This window comes from Cytophagales bacterium, from assembly GCA_033344775.1.
Classification (GTDB): Bacteria; Bacteroidota; Bacteroidia; order Cytophagales; family Cyclobacteriaceae; genus JAWPMT01.
This window is the reverse complement of sequence record JAWPMT010000005.1, coordinates 22,583-42,915: the sequence shown is the minus strand read 5'-3', so window position 1 is coordinate 42,915 and position 20,333 is coordinate 22,583. Positions and strand designations below refer to the sequence as shown.

Sequence of the window (20,333 nt, the reverse complement as noted above, 5' to 3'; positions counted from 1 at the left end):
GTTCGGTAGTAATTGACACTGTCTGGGTTGTTTAGGTGCTTGTAGAATTGACTAGTCAATGAATTATATTCATTATTCCTTTGAACTTGCAGTTCCCAGTTAATATGCAAAAGAGTTAGGATAGTAATGAAAATTGACCAAAAGCCTACCTTTTCAAGTTTCAGTCTATTCATGCGATTGATCAGTGAAGTCTAACGCCCAACTAAAATGAGTATGCGTCCCAGTTGCTAAAAGCACCAAAGTTTCTTTTTCCCAGTGTCAGTTCAAAGGGCTCAGTTCGCATATTCATTTTTAGTGTTTGTTGTGCAACGTTTTTATTTAGAATTAATAAATCTTGCCCATTGTAAGATGTAACCAGCATAAATAATTTTCGAGCCATCAGATAGGTTGGAATCAAGAATGTTAGGATTATCCTTTATTAGGCTTTTGGCTGTTACCCGAGAAGGGTTATTATTTAGGAACTGTAAAGCCTCACGAATCTTTGCAACTGATGTAGCTTGTTCTTTGATTAGGCCTTCAGAATTCTGATTATTTAACTTTTTACCAACTTCAGTTAATTCAAAATGGCCATTGTTCAATGAAACTATACCAAATAAAGCTAGGTCTCGAACAATATTCGAATCCAAGCTATCCAAATCTAAACCATATGGGATTTTCTTAATTATTGGTACTAATTGCTTCGTTGATGTTCTAGGTGATAATGATGCTGGATTGTTCTTTATTTTTTCGTGAAGAGAAGTTTTCTTACCTCCACCTTTTTTCGGAAGTTCAACCTTAGTTTTGATTCTTAAGTCGCTGAAATAAATCCAATTCAGCAGGTAATTAGCATAGATTTTCCATGTTTGATCTTTGAATGAGTAACCTTTAAAATTAGTTTTAAATAACTCTACAATGTCGTCTGATGTTATTGGGGGTTTTAGATTAGAGAGTTGATTTATAATCGTATAGTTTTTGAACTTTTCAGTAATGAAATTCTTAAAGAAAATCTCTGAAACTATAATCTTTTCGTTACCTACTGTAAAATTCTCCTGAGATTCAACTTTTCTAATTAATCCTAAATTTCTTAAATCAATCAAACTATTTTCAATCGCTTGATTGGTTATGGATTTTCCTAGTTCGGTCTGAATTTGTCCAGTTGAAAGTATGCTCTTTTTATTAAAGGTTTTGAAAATCTCAAGACAGGTATTGACACTTGATCTAATAATATAGCTTTCGCCAATTATGGGGACACGGCCAGTTACTAGATAATCACGAAATATGTCCCAATATATGTTGTAATTTAAGCCTGAACGGATGATTAAACGCTTATCTCTCAAAGAGTTAATGACTTTTTCTGAAATGATTTCGTTTACGTCAGATGCTTCGAAGAAAATACCATCAGAGGCACACTGAGCAATGTGCTTTAAACCTTGGATTTCAGAGGCAGTAAGCTGCTCCAAGTCTGCATTGAATAGTTCTTCAATGTTTAAGTTTTCATCTATTAAATCTGATTTTTCTTTACCTGCATTGATTTGATCATAAATATGAATGCATAGCTTTTTTGTAAGCCAGGGGTAGTTCTGTGAGCTCTCTACAATTCTCCGTTTTATATCGTTACTTAGTTTTCCTATACTTTTCTCTAATTGCGATATAATCCCGTTAGTCTCTTTAGAACCAAACTCTGTAATAGCAAATTCTAAAGCCTGTTCTTTGGCTTGTTGCCATAAATGATATGCTTTGTTTTCACTGGGGATAAGTATTTCTGTCTTCCAAGAGAAACCAACTATTATATTTTCCTTTGAGTCGGAGATGTCTACCAAAAATTTGTAGAATGTTTCGAATAAATCATCCTTTCTAAAGATGTCCTCGAACTGATCAAAAATGAGAATCAATATTTTTTCATTTTCCTTCAAATATCTCAGTAAACTTTTTACTGATTCTGAGCTAAGTAGATCATAAGTAGAAGTGAAAGAGATTTCCTTTTGAAATAAATCTTGTTTAATAAATCCATCTTCGAATGCCTTCTTGAGGATTTTTTCAAATGAGAGAGCCACAAAGTTCGAAGACAGTGCACTTCGTGAATCTATGGCCAAGGCATAGAACCTGTTTTTGTAGTACTTATTTCTGCTTCTTCCTTTTATGTCAGCAACTAACGAGCTTTTTCCCCATCCAGATTTTCCTGTTAAGTAGAACAATCTTCTTTGGGTCTCATTTTTAAGTACCTTATTGAAAAAATTGAAAATATCAGATCTTATTTGGTCTCGCCCTACAATGTGCTTCGTAGAGGCCGGTAAATAGTCAAACCAATTCTCACTTTCTTGTACTTCTGATACAGTTTGAATTTCTGGTTGCTTTTTACTTGGCTCAATAGAGGGTTGATTTGAGACAGGAGCTACTAAAGTTAATTCATTTAGTTCTGGAAGTTTTTCAGCTAGTTTATTCTGAATATCGATACCATCGCTTAGTTGCCCAGTCGATGCGTCAACTAAATAGTAAGAGCTAGGTACCGCCCCTAACGTCTCTTTGATGATCAAAACATAGTAGTCTCCAAAGTAAGTTACCGCTAGGATTTCCTTAGTAATATCTTTATCAACTTCTGGAACTGGTTTTATCTTATCAGCTTCTTGCAAAAGACTTATTACCTTCTCTGGTTCGAAGAATGTCAAATTCTTATATCTCTCGTCAGCCTGAAGTTCATCAACTAATCCTTTCGCTTGATGCTCTAACTCCTTCGTCCGAATAAAATATCCAAAGTCAACTTTTTTAAGTCTGACCTTAGATTCAAATGTCAAAATTTCAGATGAGCTTACTTTATCCTTGGCTTTACATTCAACATATAAAGTCTCGTTTGGCCGATCTTTATGCTTACATGTAAGGTCCAACTCCATTCCAGTGTAATTGACATTTGAACTCACTTCATATCGATGTGATTCAATTATATCTCTCACGATTCTCTCGAAACAATTGCCCTGCTTAAAGGAATTTTGCTTTTCAAGAACAATTTGAATCTCATAATTCATCAATATTCGTTTATCAATGGTGCACAACAATTTTAATAAGAGTACCTAAGTGCTCTTATCTACATTATACTTTTTGGTGTTATATGATTGATTATCAGAAACAAAAACGATCTTAAACATTTGTTGTCGGATATAAGTGCACCTTTATCATGACAGTGAAAATAAAACATACCGGAACCATCACCAAGCCATTTCGTGCAAAAAGTAGAATGGTAACTGTAGCCCGGTTGTCTCACGAATCAGGTGACGTAGGGAGTTACAGGACTTCCGTCTGGCACAACAAGTCTGCTTCGAAGCATTGCAGGACATTCCCCAGGCATTACGGGGCTTCTGCTGGACATTACGGGGTTGCTGTACGGCATGACATGCCTTCGTCGGAGGGTTACAAGTCTTTCGTTTAAGGTAGCAGGACATCATCGACACGGTGCAGAACTTCTGTGATGGACCACAATACCTCATCGGTGCGCTCCCTGACATTTGTCTTGCATGACAGACATACTCCTAAGAGATGCGGGGCTTTAGCAGGGTGTGCGATGGCTTTTGTGTTGTATTAAGAGGCTTTTAAGGTGCAAATAAGGTACTTCTTTTCAAGTTATAAATTGATTGAGCTTAGGTGTGGTAGGTATGTTCATGCGATATCAAAAAATCGTCGAAGAGATACCCTACGCGGGCCGCCGGTATTTTTCTGGCTTCCTACGGAGTTAAAGTCATCAAAAACCGGTATGACGATTTTGGAGTACAACTTTTCCCTACAACCCTCGTTGTTTATATAGTACCCCGTTAGGGACAAGCAACTAATTTTTAAACAACAAATCACAAACAACAATTATGAGGAATTTCAATATTTCCATCGATGAATTATTACAGTACGGCAGCATGGTGCAAGAGTACCTGAAAACTGATCTACCGGACTTTACGGCCATGGACCCGGACCTGAATGCCGACAAAGTGGCTGAACTGGAAACACTGCTGGATGCCGCACTCAGGGAAGGAGGTGATGGGTCTAATCGTGCAGAACTGGGTCAAAAAACAGAAACCTTATTGGCTGAACTAGGGGAGGCCAGAAAACTCTTCAATCAATTGCGGTATTGGATCCTTAAGACCTACCCGGACAGCACCGCCACCCAACGCAAGTTTGGTGTAGGCCGCTTCAGCAAAATAACCCGGTCACAGATGGGCATGATCAGCTTCTTTTTTGAGCTGGCGGAAATGATCACCGCACACCGAGCTGAGCTGGAAGGTAAGGGAACCCCTGCTGCGCTACTCGATGGGGTAGTGGCACAAGCGGAAACACTGAAAACCGCACAAATGGAGCAGGAAACTCAGAAGGGCAACCGAATCGTCAATACTGAGGCGAGGATCAAACGACTCAATACGATTTATGACATCCTAAGGTCCTTCAATGCCGCGGCGGAGTTTGTGTACTTCGATGAGGTGGCCAAGCGAGATCGTTACCGCACCCCATCCGGGAGCAAAACGGCCGAAGAAGAAACGTTGCTCGTAGACGAGGCTGCCTGATCTATTCACAAGGAAATACCAGGACTTTGAATGCCAGGAATACTGATGCCCCGATAGCTCATGTCGGGGCTTTTTATTTGGTGGCAATTCCGGGGCTTGCAGAATCAGATGTAGCCGAATTCAATTTGCGCTAAGCTTAGTTTGTTATTCGACTTATCATTTGTTAGTGCCTGGATATTTAATTGCTTCCTGGATCATTTTCTCAATCTCTAACTTTGCTATTTCATCCACACCGCTCAATTTGATGTGCCGCATGGATTTGCCCGTCCCTTCAATTAAATGCTGGTTGGTGCTGATTTTTTTGAAATCAAAGAAGCCTAATGTTACATTTTTCTTTGTTGTCTTGATGTAACAAAAATCTTTGTCTGTTGCATAAACAGGTCTGCTCCACTTGTATTGTTCCTTTGCATTCGGAACTATCGAAAAGATCAGTTTTCGGAGTTCTACAAGGATTTCCTGGAGACTATCAGCGGAGCTTTCTATGTAATTGGTCACTTCAATGTTCACGATTTCTGTTTTTTAGATTTTAGAAAAAGACTTAAAATCAATGTGAAAGCCAATCCTGTTATCAGATTACCAACAAATGAGAATTGTGCCTGGATGGAGGTGCTATAATACTTTGTTTGCTCTTTTACTTTGTCCTGTAGTTCTACACTATCTAATCCTTGATTAGAAAGTTTTTCTGTTACTACGGCTGACATCTCATTTGAATAATCAGGATATATCAATTCATAAAAGAGAATGGTAAAGATGACCGCAAAGACCGCCGTTGATAGACTTGTAATCAGTCCTTCAAGAAATGCCGATCTAAACGATAGAATGGAGGAAGTTTTTTTGACATTCCTGATGCTCTTGTAGATTCCAAATAAGAGAAATACATATAAAGAGATAAATAAGATTGTACCTCCGACCATGAACTTGTCGTTTCGAATTGACGCTGGGCCTACCAGGTCCAGACTTAATAAGAGTAACATAAATAGCGTGCCAAATAGCGCTATTAAGAATCCTACTCCAGTGGAGTAAATTGTATGATGTTTCATATCGACTGTTTGATTAAGCCCCAAAATTGGTTCAGACAAATAGCGCCTTACAAAATATCTGGGGTGGAGAAATGGTTGGATTTTTACAACCTTCTGTTATTCAGTCACTTATTTTCCGAATGAGTTCATTTCTGTTCTTAACTCCTATCTTTTTGTAGATCGCATTTATATGCGTCTTAATAGTAGACAGCTCTACGAAGAGCTCATCGGCTATTTCTTTGTTTTTCTTTTCTTCAAGCATTAGAGTGGCTACCTCCACTTCTTTAGGAGTCAATTCAAAAGTTTCTATTTTTCTTAAACTCTCTTTGCTCTTATTTTGCTCAATGAGCATGCCTAGTGAGAGTACAATGAGTATAAATGGGACTAGAAATAATGAGTTGAGGTAGTTGATTTGAACAAATCCGTAGTAGGTAGAAAAGTAGACAACATTGAAGGTCAGCACACAGATGACGATCACAGAAGTAACACTGATTAGAAATAATTTCTTGTTCTCGATTTTCAAAGTCATTTGTGTGATTCTTGATGCTAACATTCAGCTAAACTGTGTTTGATGCAGGTTAGGTTTTGTTTTGAATAGTATTATTCTTTAATAAGCGTTGCTTCTTGAATAATATCTACCATTGCCATGGGGCCGTCAATGTACTCAGGTTGTTCTTCCTTAACAATGGTTAATAAAAACCATTTCCCTTGAAGTTCTTTATTTGGCCCCCAACCCTGATTACTTTCATCTGTTTCGTTATCATCCAGTTCTTCTGCAAAATAATGCGTCTCATCTCTGCAGCCTGCGAAGTTCCAATATTTACCCGAATCATCTTCAAATCCATAATGCTCTGCATCACCCAATCTAAAATTGATGAACTTAGCTTTCAGGGTAAAAGATCCATTTCCAAGTTCAGTTTTGGATTCAGGTTCTGATATTACCTTAACTGAATCTGTTGATTCTTTGACTCTGGAAACTGACTCTTTTTCATTTTGTCTTTTTCTATTATCAGTGCAGGATATTAGAAAAGCAAAGCTCAAGAATAAGAGTAATAGATTTTTCATGATACCTTTTATATTATTCGCAACTTCTAGCTAAGAGGCCGGGCCGCGTAGGCGTGTGCACCTCCTTAACAAACTCCCACCAAAATAGTGAACCTCTGGCTAACCACAAAGCCCTGCCGGTGTTCCGACATTTCGGCGGACCGGCAGTCAAGCTTCCACCCACAATCCTTCCCGCTCTCGCGACTGGGCCAGCCCACCCACGGAACTGCTCCAATTCGTTGTTTCTCTCCAGGCCAGAGGGGCGCGGTGATGGTTCTGAAAAGAATGTTAAAACCCTAAGTAAGCGGATGCCTCTTAGCAACTGTTAGTGAGCTACTAAAGTTTCTTCTTTTTGGTAGGTCTTGGCCACAGAGGAGCAAGTCCAATCGTAGATTAGACGGTTTCAGCAGGGAAGAGGGAGCTCGAACACATACTCCTTAATAGCCTGACATCTACAGTGTGTTGTATGTAGTTTTCTTATACAGTTCATTCACTTTTTGTAAATCGATAGAACTGCTGATTTGATAAAAATAATTCAACTGCCATTTTTGAGTCCGTTCAGCTTGTTTGTTTTTCACAATATCCCATATTGGATAAACTCTAAACCCTCGTTTTCCTTCTTTATTTTTAGTTGAGATGATTCCTTTTTTTATAAGCTCGGATTTAGGGAAGACAAACTGTCCAAATTCTTTTTCGGTCTTTACGTTTATCGCATAATAGTCAATTGGGTCATTCTCGTTATAAGGTTCAGTTATTCCATTTTTATTACGTTTCCAACATGTGACAAACTGCCCAGTTTTTTTTGGTGTTATTTTGGCATTTCTACTCAAAATATACAGTCCGTTCAGTTTAAACCGGCAAGCATTGTATTCCTTGCTTTCAGTTTCGGTTTTAAAGTCGGAAATTTCAAATGAGCATTTGTCATAGATTTCTGTTTTGATGAAGTTCAGATTTTTGTCCATTTGCTCAATTTCTGTCGGTACTTCATTTTTCATTCGTGAAGCTCGTGTATTATATACAATGTCTAGCTAAGTTCAGTCGGTTCAGCCTTTCAAATTTCTTCTAAGCTATCCTATTTTACAGTCCTTTGCAAACAACTAAGTAAGCCGATAGAACTTAGTGTTTGTTGTGAGCAGTGCAATTACTTTTATTCCAATTCAAGGCATAAGCTCACTTGTGGATCATTCATATAAAGAAACTCCCATTTTCATGAGTTAATTCGAATGATCAAATGTGATATTGAATAGGAGCAAATCATTCATAGTAGGAATGTCGGAGAGGTGAACATTTCGAAACCTAAAATCATAGTTAACTCCAATAGAAATTTTCTTATTCAAGGGGACGCTCACTCCGGATGTCAACCAAAATGAATAATCTTTAGCCTCTTTGAAAGATTGAACGGATAAAAAATTATAACCTATTAAAATTTTATGCTTCCCTAACTTATGCTTCCCTGAGATTTTTAAAAAAACCAGCGGGAAATTCCTTTGACTTGAGACAACCGAACTTTCGGCAAAAACCTCGCCATTATAATTACTGAATTCATGCCCCGCACCAACTATAAAAGAATGATCCTTGTACCGCTTAAAAGGAATTATGCTAACTCCTGCCAACGCTCTATGACTGCTTGTAATTCTATACAACACATTTTTGAAGTAGTTATGGGCAAACACTGGAAGGAGTCTTGTGGTTGAATTTAGTTTGAGCATGGCATAGGTTCTGAATTCCCAGTCATCAGCGATATTAACACCGTTCACTTCATTGTAAGTATAACTCGATAGATTAGTCAAGATCAGTTTTTTGTTTTCGAGTTCATTATTTGAAGTCACCCTAAGCGTTATTTGAGAGACTACACCACTTTTTCGTTGACCTCCTATTTTAATATCAAATTTGTATTTCAATGTATCGGTACTTTGTCCTATAGCTTCCAAACTAAGCAATACGGCAACCGTGAATACCAGAAAAGTATTTATCAAAAATTTGACCATCAAACTTAGATCTATTAGTAAAAGCGAATATTAATATTAGAAGGAAATCATATCGTGAAGCATCTCATTAGTTGTTGGGTGTTGCTATTTTTTTTACCTATTTTCTGGTCTAATAAGTTATTTACATTGTTACCTGCAACATCCTCCATACGACTATCTATCATGATTCGATATGTCCCTTTTTTCCACGGCTCTTTAGGAATGAATTGTACAATTTTCTCTTCTTCTGATGTTTCCCAATGTCCGGGTATGCGTTGATTGTTTTCATCGGCTATTCCGATCATAGATTGAACTAAGGCATGATCCATTAATCTATCAAAAAGAATTCTTAAACCATCATCACTATTTGCCGCCGGTTTCTGAATTACTAGATCTTTAATTACTATATGCTCACGGTTTGCTGGTCCGACTACAAATTCTTTGGTTGTCTCAATTGACAATGCCTGTCCATGAACATCTTGCCAGGCGTCTGAGATAGTCAATTGATAATTATTCCCTTCATGTAAAACAGGGCCCAATGCTCTATTGGTGGAAACACCTCTTTTAATACGCCCAGGGTCAAATAGCAGCGTGAGGCGTTTGCCATCAGCACTCCAAAGCTCTTGTTTAAATTCCATAAAGGCATGGTTGTCTATATTTCCAGCCGCATCTACCAGTTTTATATGTTTCAACGCTTGCCCTTTTTTCATAGGCGTATTGAAGTAAACATAGAACCTGAATAAGTTTTCCGGAAGTTCATTAGCTGACGGAAAGATGCTTACCACCTTTGCCTCATCTATAGATTGCTTTTTTCCTACCTGAAAGGATTGATAACGGTAACTATTATCGGTATCACTATATTTTATTCTTGCGACATAGGCCATTCCTCTTTCAAAAGGGTAGTAAGGAGAAAAAACTAAATAATCATCTTCAACTTTATATAGCCCTTGAATAGGATTTGAATGGTATGCATCTGCTTCATTTTTCACAAAAACAGATAAATATTCGTCTCTGGATCTTTCTGCATTCAGTGGGGGAATGTCAGAAATATCAAGTTGAACCGTTCCATTTATTTCAGTTGGTGGTAGAAGCGTAGGTGTAGTTTGTGATATTACTTCCGACCGAGAAACAATCATAGAAAAGATGATCAAGTAAAGACGAACCCTCATTTAATTTATCTTTTGTTACCAGATGGAATATGCCATTTGCCAATAATGAAGCTTAACACCAACTGGGCTAATACGAGCATTGTTATTAGCCTTGTTGGCGTTCCATTGAGTTTGTTATTTACCTTTTTTACCCTTTTCCATGGAAGACCAATAACTTGGGAAATCAAATTCGGCAGCTTCAATGTTGTGCATTTTATAAGGAAGCATTGTCGAAACGGTTTCTAAATCTAAACTCCCAGTTATGGCATCTCTGTTCAGGGATATAAACTGGTTTTCATTCAATAAATCAATGTGAAGAGAAGCTCCAACAAACATTACACCTTTTCCTACGGGGCCATAAGGAAGAATAGGTCCTAAATCTAATTTAAACCCTCTTTCAAAGTCTTTATCTGTAACCACTTTGGCGTTATTCAAATCATTCAGTGGTATCACTCGAGGCGTTCTACCAATATTCGTTACGAATAACATTTCTTGCCCCATAAGATTAAAAGCAACCATGTCAAGCGGTAGCCCATTCCCCATATCACCAAGTGTTCTGGCTTTGACTTTCGCTCCATCCGTCAATTCTGTTAAAGGAATTAACACTAATGGACTACAGGTGTAAGCTGCCACGATTTGGTCTATACCATCAATGTTTTTGATTTGCATAGAGCGAATAGGAGCACGACTTTCATATTGGTCGTGTGCAATGTGGTACATTTCAATATTACTGATGTTTTCTTTCCCATCAAAAGGATAAGGCATTCGGCGTAATACAGAGCTGAATTCTTCATTGCTTACTCCTGCAACAAAAAGTTCACCTTTGTGATATTCCATGTCCATGATAGAAAACATACGCAAGGGACGTTTTGCTTTGGCAATCTCTTTGATGGTAGGGGGTGCATCCATTAAGCCACGAGGTTTAAATTGCTTGCTGATATCCGGCACTTTGCTCAAAGCTTGAGAAGTAATTTTTGCTGAGCCTAAATCTATAATGTTCAACTCGTTCTCAGCATTTATTTTAACCAGTGCAGGCAGAGCTTCCACACCATGTCCTCGGGTGACAGAGAGATAAACTTCTCCACTTTTAGGGTGCACCGCTAAATCATTGATTTGAATGTTACCAGTAGAGGAACCTAAAACTGCTGCTATCTGAGCATCAATATGGTTCATATTGATTTCAAATGTTGCTGCTTCCCGGCTTTCCGAGCTCAAATCAATGGCATGAATAGTTCCTGAAAGGTTGTCTCCAACAAATAATATTCCTTGAGGACTGAATTCCAATGCCCCGAGAGCTTCTACAGACTGTTGAGCATTAAGCGTGGAGACCGCAAAACTGAATATGATTGTAAAGATGTATGATTCTAATTTTTTCATATCTACGAAATGTTAAGTGCTAATTGCTCTTAAGGGCCCTTAAAAGTTACATTAGGTTACTAATATAGGTTACTTTTTGTTAATTTAGTCTTGTGATACGAATTGTTAGGAAAAAACTGGTTACCTGATAGTAACTACCGTTACTTTGAGGTAACCATGGTTACTTATTAGTAACTATTAAATGAAAGGGTTTACTATGAATAAATGTTACCTGACTGACGCTCTTCGATTGGTAGGTGGAAAATGGAAGCCAATCATAATTTTGAACTTGCGAAAATCTCCAAAACGATTTGGACAGCTTGATTATTTAATTCCTAAAGTCTCAAGGAAGGTTTTATCATCTCAATTATCTGAGCTGGAAAGGGATAAACTGGTAACGAGGCGTTCTTATGCTGAGATTCCACCTCGAGTGGAATATGAACTGACTGAAAAGGCAAGAGAACTCGTGCCAATATTCCGAGCGTTGGGAGAATGGGGTAGGTTTATTGGTGAATCAGACTAATTGCTTAACGGTTAGTATAAACCCCGCTTTAATGGGGTTTATATAGTGTTATACTCAAATCTTATTATTTCTTCATCAAATTATTTATGCGGTTGTTAAAATTAGTTTTTGTCTATAATTAATGGAATTAATTCGTTTCCTTTCCATTCGGGGAAATCCATCAAAATAGTTCCATATCTATCCTTTGGCAGTTCCTTCAAATACTCTGCAAGGCGCTCATTCATCCCTTTATAGTTCAGGAATCCTCCCTTGGCAACGTCTTCTGGTCTGGTATGAGCAGAGCCGCTAATAAAATTTAAGTACCAAACATTTTTAGAACCATCTATGGCTCCATTAAACAATTTTTTAATATTATTCCATTTTTCATCAAATGATTGTTTTGTATACCATACTTTGTAGGCATCCTGGACACGAATTTTATTGATAGACACATCCGATGGTGCAATGTCATTTAAAGTAAAAGTTCCACCTTGATAGTTCCACCCCTCATAAGCCGGTATTCCCATATTACTGCTCCCCATAAATCGTCGAATTAAAACAATTTTTCCTCTCACATCTTCTAATCTGGGTATCATAAAATCGGTATACCAAAAAGACTCATTTCCTTTCATATAAGATTTGAGCGTATCTTCAAAAGATCGGGTGTTATCCATAGCCATATATTCTTCCTTGATGTTCATTATTATTGTTTCGCTCTTATACTTTCTGAGGTATTCTAAGCAAACATCTATCACGCCCTCTCCAAAATTAATGTGTTGAAAAAAAGGTCCATTGTGGATCAAGAACTTGTTATCAAAATGCCTGCAACCTATATCTAAATAACGAATACCCGCGCATAGCTGATGCCTGATTTTGAGACTCTGACATTCGACGGATGGCACATATCTAACTCCTGAATTGTGAGTTCCGGGAATATTAATCTCAGAAAGCTTCTTAAAACCATCAATCTTATCCATCCAACATGGAGCTGGTCTCCAAAGAAGTGTAAGGTTTGAAGCGTTATCCCAATCTGGAGTTGTACCAGAAGCGATTACAAAATCTCCCTTTCTAAACTGCTCATGATCCTCGATTACCTGACCAATAAAAAGACAAATTTTTGTTGTGCCGGAAAACTTAATCTCAGCTTTCGCATAAACATTATCTTCTTTCCAATACAAGTGAACCTTGTAAGAATCAGAATCTGAAATGGGGTAAGCATACTTTCGTTTCCAATCACTTCCATTAACCTTTGCCCAAAAATCATCTGGCATAGGTGCCCACCATTGGTGCTTTCTTGTTTCACTATCATATATTGCTGACATAAACTTGTTTTAATTGAGTATAACTAGTGAATAACACACATATGCACGTTATTTCCATTATAAATTTCACTGAATATCAGGTACTTATCCATTTGTAAATATTTGTTGTCGGATATGCAGTCACTGATCATTCATCCAAAATGAATATAGCATATCCCTACTTTATTTAAAACCAATGCCGCGAAAAGCTAAACTATTCCGGAACCACCAACCCCAACTCTTCCCCATCTTTCTCGGGATACAAAGCGCCGTAATCCTCCATTTGCTTGGTGAGGGCTTGTATCATCACCTTTAGTTGTTGGGGATTGGAATTTGCCAGGTTAGTGGTTTCAAAAGGGTCTGCTTTGAGGTGGTATAACTCATACTGTGGTATGGTATCAATCGGGTAGTGATAGATAAGTTTCCAGTCAGCTAGAACAAAACTGGTGAAGTAGTTGCTGCGGTGCTGGCCATGGGGGAAGTGATTGAGGAATTGTTCGGTTCTGTTGGGGTTCTGCTCACCAAGGAATTGCTTTTGCAAGGCAAATCCATCCAGGATATGGTCATTGGGAGCATCTACTTGAGCCACTTGTAGTAGGGTGGGTAAGATATCCAATATGGTGCCTTGTTGTTGCTGTATGCGATAGGTTGCTATGGGTATTTTTACTTGTGCGGAATGAGTAGCGTTGAGTGAAACCCAGGAGGCGATGAACGGTACGCGCATGCCACCTTCCCAGTGGTTGCCTTTTTTGCCTTTCAGTGGGACAGAACTGCTGTATCCCTCTTCTATTGGTAGGGGCGCATCCGATCCATTATCTCCTAGAAACAAGATCAGGGTATTTTCACCCAATCCAAGGTCTTTCACATGTTGGATGATGTCTCCTAAAGATTGGTCGATCCCCTCGATCAAAGTGGCATAAGCCTGGGCCTTTTCGGATTTGCCTGAATGCTCGTAATTCGCAGCGAACCTTGGATCAGAATGAAATGGTGCATGAACCGCATAGTGGGCCATGTGTGGAAAAAGGACTTCTTTTCTTTGGCAACCTTGGTCAAAGCTGCCTTGGCCTCTAGTGTCAAGGCTTCAGTAAGGAAAATATCTTGCCCGTGATAAGCTTCCAGTCCTGGTACCGCTCGTTCTTTCTGACCTTTGATGTGTCCATAACCATCTGCACCGTAGTAGCTGCCCGGGTGGCCAATTGAGCTTCCAGCAACATTAATGTCAAAACCAAGGTTCAGGGGATCTTCTCCGTCACTATCAAAAGGTCCAAAATGTGCTTTACCAATATGAATAGTAGCATAGCCCGCCTGTTGTAAGATTCGCGGAAGTGTCACGGAATTTTTTGTTAATCCGGTCCAATTCCAACCCGTGGGTCCGAATGCTGTACGGTTGTTGCTTTCAGACCGGATCCAGTTGGTGGTGCCGTGACGAGCCGCATTTTGTCCGGTCAGGATCGAGGCTCGGGTAGGTGAGCACACCGAATGTGCGTAAAAGTTGGTGAACCGAACGCCTTGCGCAGCTAGTTGCTCCATATGTGGTGTTCGATAGAAGTCGTTTAAAGGGTATTGGACCGGATTGCCTAAGGAATCAACCAGAAATGGAACGGAAGTATCCATCAATCCCATATCGTCTACCAGGAAGACGATGATGTTTGGAGGAAGTTCCTCATCAGAAGGAGAGGTGCATGAGATGAAGCAGTTGAGTATAAAAAGAAATACTAGAGAATGCAGAAGAGGCCTGAAGTGTTTACTCATTCTTCTTATGGTTAATTTGTTTGAAGTTATTTTGATATTTCCTTAATTTCAAAATCAAGGAAGAAACAAAAAAGAACATGCCCAACAAAACCTGGACCATGGATCTCACCGAAAGGGACCTGAAGCGACTTAAGTTTCAAAAAGGGATGACCTTGTTTTTGTTGATCACTTTGTCTTTTTCCACAATTATGATCACCATCGTGGCAATTATGTTTGGATTTGACGGGGACAGCACCATCACAATGATGGTAGGCATAGGCTTCTTAATCCTTGTATGGTTGACGTTATGGGTTCGAAGGCACTATGTACGACTGAAATCAGATGTCGTGGGTGGAGTCAAGGAAGCGGTGCAGGGAAAGTTGGAAGATAAGACACGGTACCGTTCAAACTGTGAGTTTAGGATCAATGGCGTGACTTATCATGTCAAAATGGATGCTTATTTTGATCACGATATTGGCGATCAGATACTCATTGCTTTTGGACCGGCTTCTAAGGTGATGTTGGATATTCAGAAGCTCGATTTGGAGGAATGAATTAATTCCCCTGGCTATTTTCTAGTCTGTAAAACAGGGTTGCTTTGCCATCTTCTATTCTTTTTTCTACGAACGACATTCCTAATCGCTGAGCAACATGTTGTGAGGCCTTATGAGGCTCATCTGTTGCGGCGATGAGATAGGTAAACCCTAATTCGCGAAAGGCATAATCGATAATTGCTTGGGCTGCTTCGGAAGCAAAGCCCAATTTACTGTACTGTGGTAATAAAGCGTATATGAGTTGTGGTTGAGGTTCATCAAAGAAGTTCCACAAACCCGTATACCCAATGATCTCAGATTTACTTTTCAGCCGGATCTTCCAAAGACCTAGTTGATGATGGTCAAATTGCTTTCGGTTAGTGGCCAGTATTTCTTGAGCGGTAGATTGATCGATGACTACATCATCCCACAAATACTGTCGTATAAAAGGGTCGGTATTGATCTGATGAAATACCTCTATATCATCCATTTTGAAAGGGTGAAGTAACAATCGATTCGTTTCTAGGGTTAACATGACTTGCTTAATTTTTGATCCAGGCTACTGTTCTGTTTTCGAACAGTTCATCAATTTTCAATAAGGTAAGGCTGCCGGGATTCAATGCATAATTAAGATAACCCTGACTGTTCACCTCTATTTTTTGGAAGGCTGCAATGAAGAATGTTGCCGCAAATCCATGAGTGACAATGAGTGCATCGTCTCCGGAATTAATCAATTCTTCTACGAATTCATCGATGCGTGTAGCAACTTCCCTACGACTTTCGGCACCCGGACAAATGCGATGGTCCAATCTATTCCCATCCGGGCTAACGGGAACCATGCTTTGCAGATGTTGACCCTGTGGCAAACCTTCATGGGTTCCGAATGACATTTCTCTTAGTCTAGGATCTAATCGGATTTTATGAACTTCTTTCCTTATGATCTTCGCTGTTTGTACAGCTCTCTTCAGGTCGGAACTGAAAATCTCTAATGAGTTGATGTCTACTCTTTCATTAATGATCTTTTCCAATTCCTCGGCTTGTTTTCTGCCATGCTCCGTCAATTCCGAATCATACCAGCCACCTACTTTTTTCTCAACGGAATGGGTGGCTTCACAATGTGTGATCAGGTAAATGTTTTGCATGGATCCTTAAATTTCAGATGCTACAAAACTATGGAGATTGACCTGGCTTTTTTAGTCAGGACTTTTCAAAAAGCAAGTTTTTAACCCTTGGTGTGGAAATTCGGAAAGCGACAATTCCCTCGTTATTCTGAGCTACAAAACGAAACACACCGATTGGACTGCTGAATAGATTTTTCATGACTGGACGTAAAGGAACAGTTCGCCGCCCATTGATATAAAGGAACAATTGACCTGGTTCTTCAATTTGAAGTTCATAAGAGGTCTTGATTTCCGGGCTATAGAATACACCTGAGAATGTTGATAATTCCTCCGGAGTGTAGTCTGTTGGGATGTAGCTGTCCCACTGATCTACTTCTTTTCCATTTTCTACGAATCTCATTTTAGTAGATGCTCCATCTACTTCGAAAGCTACCTTTACATTCATGCCTGCAGGCGTGCCAAGCATTTTAAAGGAGGTGGAGTTTATTGGCACAAGTGCATTCACTCGTCCCCTGGACCTTTCGTATTTCAATGTGTCATTTGACATTACGATCCTCCTTGAGATGTTATTTTCCGTACTCCAGTAGTGGCCTGCATATTTTTCCAGTAATTCGCTTTTGAGGGTGGTTGTTACCATTAGCTCCGATGGAGGAGCGGGCTCTTTGTTCAAGACATTTGCTAAAAATATATCAGCAACATCATAGCAGATTCGACTGGCATTCAGATTTGAGCTATTGGCAAGTATGATTATGGTGAGTTTTTCACCCGGAAATCGAACAATATTGGATAGATATCCTGGAGCTCGTCCACCGTGATCCATTGTCGAAAGTCCTTTATGGGTACCCAAGATGAGACCGCCGGAATAAGGAATAGTGTCTCGGTTGTTGAGCATTCCGGGTTTACCCATCAATTCCCAGAAATCATCTTTGAGCACCTCTCTGTTGTAATACTCATCATCCCATTTTTTTAAATCAGCCAACGATGAAAAGACACCTCCATTTCCCGTATGTTCCAAGTTCGAATAGATGTGGCGATAAGCGCCGGATCGATTGGCGAAATACCCTGATGCCCTGTTTTTTACGACAAGCGTATTATTGTCGTAGAACAAAGTGCCTGACATGTTCAATGGCTCGAATATTTCTTGTTCAGCAAACTTTGCAAGAGACAATCCCGATACTTTTTCAATGATTTGCCCCAAAAGCCAGTAGCCGGAATTGGAATAAAGGTACTTTTCACCTGGTTGGAAATTCAACTCTTGTTGAGAATTGATCCACTTTTGGATATCCTGATCATCGTAATAATCATCCGGCCTCAACCCACTTAGATAATGGATTTGCGTGAAATCGCGAAGACCACTCGTATGGTGCAGTAAATGATCGATGGTGATTTTCTCAAAGTACGATGGGAATTCAGGAAAAAACGTTTTTACATTTTGAGTGAATTCTATTTCGCCTCTTAATTCAAGAATTGAGAGGCAGGCAGCCGTAAATTGTTTGGAATTAGAAGCGATGTTGAATATAGTATGTTCATCATTTGGAATGTCATGTTCCAGGTTGGCCATACCGTATCCTTTGGAATAAATAAGGTTTCCGTCTTTTATAATACCGATGGTTGCTCCGGGTGTATGATTGTTATTCCAATTCTTGAATAAGCGGTTCGTAGCAGCGATTTGATCTTGATAAGTTGTTGTTTTTTGCCCGCACGAAACAAGCGTAAAACCTACTAGTAGTATGCCAGCGATGTAATATTTCATGGATCAATTCATTTTCAATCCTTGCGAAGCTCAGTCAAGATTTGAAGAAATGATAGAATGAAATTAGCCTAACACCTGGAACGAATTTCTAATGGGGTATGTCCTACATACAGATTAGTCAATCTTGTTAGATGACTTTGGTCTGAAAAGCCACAATATAAGGCGATCTCTGTGATGGATCTAGAGGAATTCATCAGTAAGTCAATGGCCTTTTTCACTTTGATTTTACGCATGTAATTCGACAAAGTGATGCCTTTTTGTTTGGCAAAATATTTTGAGATCGTTACAGGGTGAATTCGCAATTCAGAAGAGAGTTCTTCTAACGCTATAAATTCATTCCATCGGTCATTGAGGATCGTTTCTAATTTAGGAATCCATTGCGCTGGATTTTCGGGATGTCCTTTCCAAAATAAGGATTGCAAGGATTGTGTGATGGCTTGTTCAGAATATTGTTCCTGGAGTACTAATTCCATATAGATTCGATATAGTTCGATCATGGAATCATCCTTTTGACTCAAGTGCGAGAATTGCACATCTCCAGAAAAGAAACGTTGTTCTAATTCGATGTTTAGGTTTCTTGAAGGATGGGCTGTGAATCGATTTCGATGAACTTCACCTTGATCATAGGTCATTACCTTGCCAGAGGTAACCTGTATGTCTTTTTTACTTCTCGACTCCAGGTTTCCTCCTCGAATTATGGATGATACATGAAACTTCTCATGCCAATGCCAGTCTTCCGAAACTTTGCTGGTGTAATTGACTACAGATATTTTGAATAACTCGGATTCAAATGATTGGGAGGTTGCGCCTAAAAACCCGGAAGTAAAAAATGAATTCATATGTGGCGAATGTGGTTAGTCTTGGGATCTGAAAGTTGCTTCGTAAAAATAGTCAGTCTTCTAATTATTAAATCATACGGAATGTCATTCATTCTGTCAGAACCGGTCAATAATCTGGCAAAATTGGAAAAACAGATGGCCTCAACTTACCTACTCGTTAATACGGTTGATAAATTATGTGATGTGTTGGGCAAACACATCGTACTCCAGGATGATTATTCGTGGCGGATGAGTCGTCCCGGAATGAAGAGCAACGCTAATGTTTAGGGTTGCTCTTTTTCTTTGGATCAGAGTTGGGGTAACTTATATCATTGAAAAGTAATTTTATCATAAGAATTGCCGCTTAGTCATGGCCTTGATTCATTTTAGGCTTTTGAATCAAAGAAGAGCAGATAAGAATAAAATTCTGTTCGAGCAGTCCAGTTCTAAATTTGAATCCATTTATCAAATTGCGAGTTTATTTTATTCCTGCTTTTTTGAGGCAAAAGGTGTTAAAAAATGAATCCGGCCTAAATTTTTTGGTTCTTTTTCAGCGATGGAAAAAGAACAAATGAACTGATGTGTAAATGACCAATATCTTACTAATAAATGTGCACTTCCAACGCCAAATACATTAAACTATAAACTGGTTACCATTGGGGCATAATCTTCATCATGGTTCCCTAAATTGATTTACAACTTCACTTTCCCAATCGAATTTCATAAACCTTCGGCCACATCTTTCCAGTGAAAAAGAAGCTTTTCCGGTCAGGATGATAAGCGATCCCGTTCATTTCCAGTGACCCGTTGAATGTGTTTTTAGCATCGGCAGTGTAGGAAGTCAGGTCCAGTTTTCCGACTACCTGTCCATTCTTCGGATCAATTTTCACGATCTCGTTGGTTGTGAAGACATTGGCATAGATGTACCCATCCACGTACTCCAATTCATTGAGGTCGTCTCGCGCATAATGGCCTTCGATGACTTTGATCTTTTTGGAAACCTGCAAATCGTCAGGACCTAAATAAGTCAATTGGTTTGTGCCGTCGCTCATGATCAGTGATTGACCATCGGTTGTCATACCCCAGCCTTCCTTACTGGGAATCGTAAATTCCTGAATGAGTTGAAAGGTTGTAGCATCGTAGACGAATCCTTTACGCGAAGTATAGGTCAGCTGATAAACCCGATCTTTTAAAAATGTAATGCCCTCTCCAAAATACGATGTGGCATCTAACTCAACTTTGATAGCTATCTCCCCAGTTGCCAGATTAAATTCTCCAAATAATGAACGTGTCCCCGGCACATTAGATGCTCCTGTGCTTTCAAAGAGCTGGCCCTGGTGGAACAGTAATCCTTCGGTGAATGCGGTTCGATCATGAGGGTATTCTGCTACATGGGCATAATTGATGATTGGCACTTCATTCGTGTTTGGGCGTTCAGCAGGTTGCTTGTTATTCTCACAAGCTGCGAATACGATTGAGCAGAGTACGAGGAAGGTTAGTTGTTTCACGTTTCTTTGCTTCAC

At 39.2% G+C, this 20,333-nt stretch carries 22 protein-coding genes; 5 read left to right on the top strand and 17 right to left on the bottom strand.

Annotated elements, in window-relative coordinates; all coding sequences use genetic code 11:
• Window positions 1-314: 314 nt before the first annotated feature.
• Window positions 315-2,999 (bottom strand): AAA family ATPase, encoded by a 2,685-nt coding sequence (locus R8G66_18125; protein MDW3194298.1) that lies wholly within the window; start codon window positions 2,997-2,999, stop codon window positions 315-317.
• Window positions 3,000-3,148: 149 nt separating this feature from the next.
• Here R8G66_18125 and R8G66_18120 point away from each other — a divergent pair, with 149 nt between their 5' ends.
• Complete coding sequence (locus tag R8G66_18120; GenBank protein ID MDW3194297.1) at window positions 3,149-3,400, top strand: hypothetical protein; 252 nt, start codon at window positions 3,149-3,151, stop codon at window positions 3,398-3,400.
• A 427-nt stretch (window positions 3,401-3,827) separates the two neighbouring features.
• Window positions 3,828-4,517 (top strand): hypothetical protein, encoded by a 690-nt coding sequence (locus R8G66_18115; GenBank protein MDW3194296.1) that lies wholly within the window; start codon window positions 3,828-3,830, stop codon window positions 4,515-4,517.
• 156 nt (window positions 4,518-4,673) lie between these two features.
• Here R8G66_18115 and R8G66_18110 read toward each other — a convergent pair whose 3' ends face one another.
• The 8 genes from R8G66_18110 to R8G66_18075 all read right to left on the bottom strand — a co-directional run bounded on the left by R8G66_18110 (window position 4,674) and on the right by R8G66_18075 (window position 11,072).
• Window positions 4,674-5,024, bottom strand: a complete 351-nt coding sequence (locus R8G66_18110) for a DUF1801 domain-containing protein (protein MDW3194295.1) — start codon at window positions 5,022-5,024, stop codon at window positions 4,674-4,676.
• The gene (locus R8G66_18105) at window positions 5,021-5,557 is read right to left on the bottom strand and encodes a DUF4199 domain-containing protein (GenBank protein MDW3194294.1); all 537 of its coding nucleotides are present in this window, start codon (window positions 5,555-5,557) and stop codon (window positions 5,021-5,023) included. The genes R8G66_18110 and R8G66_18105 overlap by 4 nt, the downstream gene beginning before the upstream one ends.
• Window positions 5,558-5,657: 100 nt before the next feature.
• Window positions 5,658-6,089, bottom strand: a complete 432-nt coding sequence (locus R8G66_18100; protein MDW3194293.1) for a helix-turn-helix transcriptional regulator — start codon at window positions 6,087-6,089, stop codon at window positions 5,658-5,660.
• Window positions 6,090-6,136: 47 nt separating this feature from the next.
• Entirely contained in the window at window positions 6,137-6,601 is a 465-nt protein-coding gene (locus tag R8G66_18095) for a hypothetical protein (GenBank protein MDW3194292.1), read from the bottom strand.
• A gap of 431 nt (window positions 6,602-7,032) precedes the next feature.
• Complete coding sequence (locus R8G66_18090; GenBank protein ID MDW3194291.1) at window positions 7,033-7,575, bottom strand: MepB family protein; 543 nt, start codon at window positions 7,573-7,575, stop codon at window positions 7,033-7,035.
• A 219-nt stretch (window positions 7,576-7,794) separates the two neighbouring features.
• Window positions 7,795-8,511, bottom strand: a complete 717-nt coding sequence (locus R8G66_18085) for a hypothetical protein (GenBank protein MDW3194290.1) — start codon at window positions 8,509-8,511, stop codon at window positions 7,795-7,797.
• Between the two features lie 104 nt (window positions 8,512-8,615).
• Complete coding sequence (locus R8G66_18080; GenBank protein MDW3194289.1) at window positions 8,616-9,716, bottom strand: hypothetical protein; 1,101 nt, start codon at window positions 9,714-9,716, stop codon at window positions 8,616-8,618.
• A gap of 114 nt (window positions 9,717-9,830) precedes the next feature.
• Window positions 9,831-11,072, bottom strand: coding sequence for a hypothetical protein (locus R8G66_18075; GenBank protein ID MDW3194288.1), 1,242 nt, complete (start codon window positions 11,070-11,072; stop codon window positions 9,831-9,833).
• Window positions 11,073-11,253: 181 nt separating this feature from the next.
• Here R8G66_18075 and R8G66_18070 point away from each other — a divergent pair, with 181 nt between their 5' ends.
• Window positions 11,254-11,574 (top strand): helix-turn-helix domain-containing protein, encoded by a 321-nt coding sequence (locus R8G66_18070; protein ID MDW3194287.1) that lies wholly within the window; start codon window positions 11,254-11,256, stop codon window positions 11,572-11,574.
• A gap of 101 nt (window positions 11,575-11,675) precedes the next feature.
• Here R8G66_18070 and R8G66_18065 read toward each other — a convergent pair whose 3' ends face one another.
• From R8G66_18065 to R8G66_18055, 3 genes are all read right to left on the bottom strand, one after another.
• Window positions 11,676-12,875 (bottom strand): phosphatidylinositol-specific phospholipase C, encoded by a 1,200-nt coding sequence (locus R8G66_18065; GenBank protein ID MDW3194286.1) that lies wholly within the window; start codon window positions 12,873-12,875, stop codon window positions 11,676-11,678.
• A 193-nt stretch (window positions 12,876-13,068) separates the two neighbouring features.
• Window positions 13,069-13,764 carry a sulfatase-like hydrolase/transferase gene (locus R8G66_18060; protein MDW3194285.1) on the bottom strand — a complete coding sequence of 232 codons (696 nt, stop codon included), beginning with the start codon at window positions 13,762-13,764 and terminating at the stop codon, window positions 13,069-13,071.
• Complete coding sequence (locus tag R8G66_18055) at window positions 13,761-14,606, bottom strand: sulfatase-like hydrolase/transferase (protein ID MDW3194284.1); 846 nt, start codon at window positions 14,604-14,606, stop codon at window positions 13,761-13,763. The genes R8G66_18060 and R8G66_18055 overlap by 4 nt, the downstream gene beginning before the upstream one ends.
• Before the next feature lie 77 nt (window positions 14,607-14,683).
• On the opposite strand from R8G66_18055, the gene R8G66_18050 reads away from it, so the two are divergent.
• Complete coding sequence (locus R8G66_18050) at window positions 14,684-15,139, top strand: hypothetical protein (GenBank protein ID MDW3194283.1); 456 nt, start codon at window positions 14,684-14,686, stop codon at window positions 15,137-15,139.
• A gap of 1 nt (window position 15,140) precedes the next feature.
• Here R8G66_18050 and R8G66_18045 read toward each other — a convergent pair whose 3' ends face one another.
• The 4 genes from R8G66_18045 to R8G66_18030 form a co-directional block, all read right to left on the bottom strand.
• Window positions 15,141-15,653: a GNAT family N-acetyltransferase gene (locus R8G66_18045; GenBank protein ID MDW3194282.1), complete on the bottom strand. Its 513-nt coding sequence runs from the start codon at window positions 15,651-15,653 to the stop codon at window positions 15,141-15,143.
• Window positions 15,654-15,660: 7 nt separating this feature from the next.
• Window positions 15,661-16,260 (bottom strand): histidine phosphatase family protein, encoded by a 600-nt coding sequence (locus R8G66_18040; GenBank protein MDW3194281.1) that lies wholly within the window; start codon window positions 16,258-16,260, stop codon window positions 15,661-15,663.
• Between the two features lie 55 nt (window positions 16,261-16,315).
• Window positions 16,316-17,992, bottom strand: a complete 1,677-nt coding sequence (locus R8G66_18035) for a serine hydrolase domain-containing protein (protein ID MDW3194280.1) — start codon at window positions 17,990-17,992, stop codon at window positions 16,316-16,318.
• A gap of 68 nt (window positions 17,993-18,060) precedes the next feature.
• The gene (locus R8G66_18030; GenBank protein MDW3194279.1) at window positions 18,061-18,831 is read right to left on the bottom strand and encodes a helix-turn-helix transcriptional regulator; all 771 of its coding nucleotides are present in this window, start codon (window positions 18,829-18,831) and stop codon (window positions 18,061-18,063) included.
• An 81-nt stretch (window positions 18,832-18,912) separates the two neighbouring features.
• Here R8G66_18030 and R8G66_18025 point away from each other — a divergent pair, with 81 nt between their 5' ends.
• Window positions 18,913-19,098, top strand: coding sequence for a hypothetical protein (locus tag R8G66_18025; protein ID MDW3194278.1), 186 nt, complete (start codon window positions 18,913-18,915; stop codon window positions 19,096-19,098).
• A 413-nt stretch (window positions 19,099-19,511) separates the two neighbouring features.
• Here R8G66_18025 and R8G66_18020 read toward each other — a convergent pair whose 3' ends face one another.
• Window positions 19,512-20,318 (bottom strand): glutaminyl-peptide cyclotransferase, encoded by an 807-nt coding sequence (locus R8G66_18020; protein ID MDW3194277.1) that lies wholly within the window; start codon window positions 20,316-20,318, stop codon window positions 19,512-19,514.
• Window positions 20,319-20,333: the final 15 nt, after the last annotated feature.

Bases quoted from the DNA above. Each gene is read 5' to 3' on its own strand.
- R8G66_18125 (MDW3194298.1), bottom strand. From the start codon at position 2,999: ATGAATTATGAGATTCAAATTGTTCTTGAAAAGCAAAATTCCTTTAAG.
- R8G66_18120 (MDW3194297.1), top strand. From the start codon at position 3,149: ATGACAGTGAAAATAAAACATACCGGAACCATCACCAAGCCATTTCGT.
- R8G66_18115 (MDW3194296.1), top strand. From the start codon at position 3,828: ATGAGGAATTTCAATATTTCCATCGATGAATTATTACAGTACGGCAGC.
- R8G66_18105 (MDW3194294.1), bottom strand. From the start codon at position 5,557: ATGAAACATCATACAATTTACTCCACTGGAGTAGGATTCTTAATAGCG.
- R8G66_18100 (MDW3194293.1), bottom strand. From the start codon at position 6,089: ATGTTAGCATCAAGAATCACACAAATGACTTTGAAAATCGAGAACAAG.
- R8G66_18095 (MDW3194292.1), bottom strand. From the start codon at position 6,601: ATGAAAAATCTATTACTCTTATTCTTGAGCTTTGCTTTTCTAATATCC.
- R8G66_18090 (MDW3194291.1), bottom strand. From the start codon at position 7,575: ATGAAAAATGAAGTACCGACAGAAATTGAGCAAATGGACAAAAATCTG.
- R8G66_18080 (MDW3194289.1), bottom strand. From the start codon at position 9,716: ATGAGGGTTCGTCTTTACTTGATCATCTTTTCTATGATTGTTTCTCGG.
- R8G66_18075 (MDW3194288.1), bottom strand. From the start codon at position 11,072: ATGAAAAAATTAGAATCATACATCTTTACAATCATATTCAGTTTTGCG.
- R8G66_18070 (MDW3194287.1), top strand. From the start codon at position 11,254: ATGAAAGGGTTTACTATGAATAAATGTTACCTGACTGACGCTCTTCGA.
- R8G66_18065 (MDW3194286.1), bottom strand. From the start codon at position 12,875: ATGTCAGCAATATATGATAGTGAAACAAGAAAGCACCAATGGTGGGCA.
- R8G66_18055 (MDW3194284.1), bottom strand. From the start codon at position 14,606: ATGAGTAAACACTTCAGGCCTCTTCTGCATTCTCTAGTATTTCTTTTT.
- R8G66_18050 (MDW3194283.1), top strand. From the start codon at position 14,684: ATGCCCAACAAAACCTGGACCATGGATCTCACCGAAAGGGACCTGAAG.
- R8G66_18045 (MDW3194282.1), bottom strand. From the start codon at position 15,653: ATGTTAACCCTAGAAACGAATCGATTGTTACTTCACCCTTTCAAAATG.
- R8G66_18040 (MDW3194281.1), bottom strand. From the start codon at position 16,260: ATGCAAAACATTTACCTGATCACACATTGTGAAGCCACCCATTCCGTT.
- R8G66_18035 (MDW3194280.1), bottom strand. From the start codon at position 17,992: ATGAAATATTACATCGCTGGCATACTACTAGTAGGTTTTACGCTTGTT.
- R8G66_18030 (MDW3194279.1), bottom strand. From the start codon at position 18,831: ATGAATTCATTTTTTACTTCCGGGTTTTTAGGCGCAACCTCCCAATCA.
- R8G66_18025 (MDW3194278.1), top strand. From the start codon at position 18,913: ATGTCATTCATTCTGTCAGAACCGGTCAATAATCTGGCAAAATTGGAA.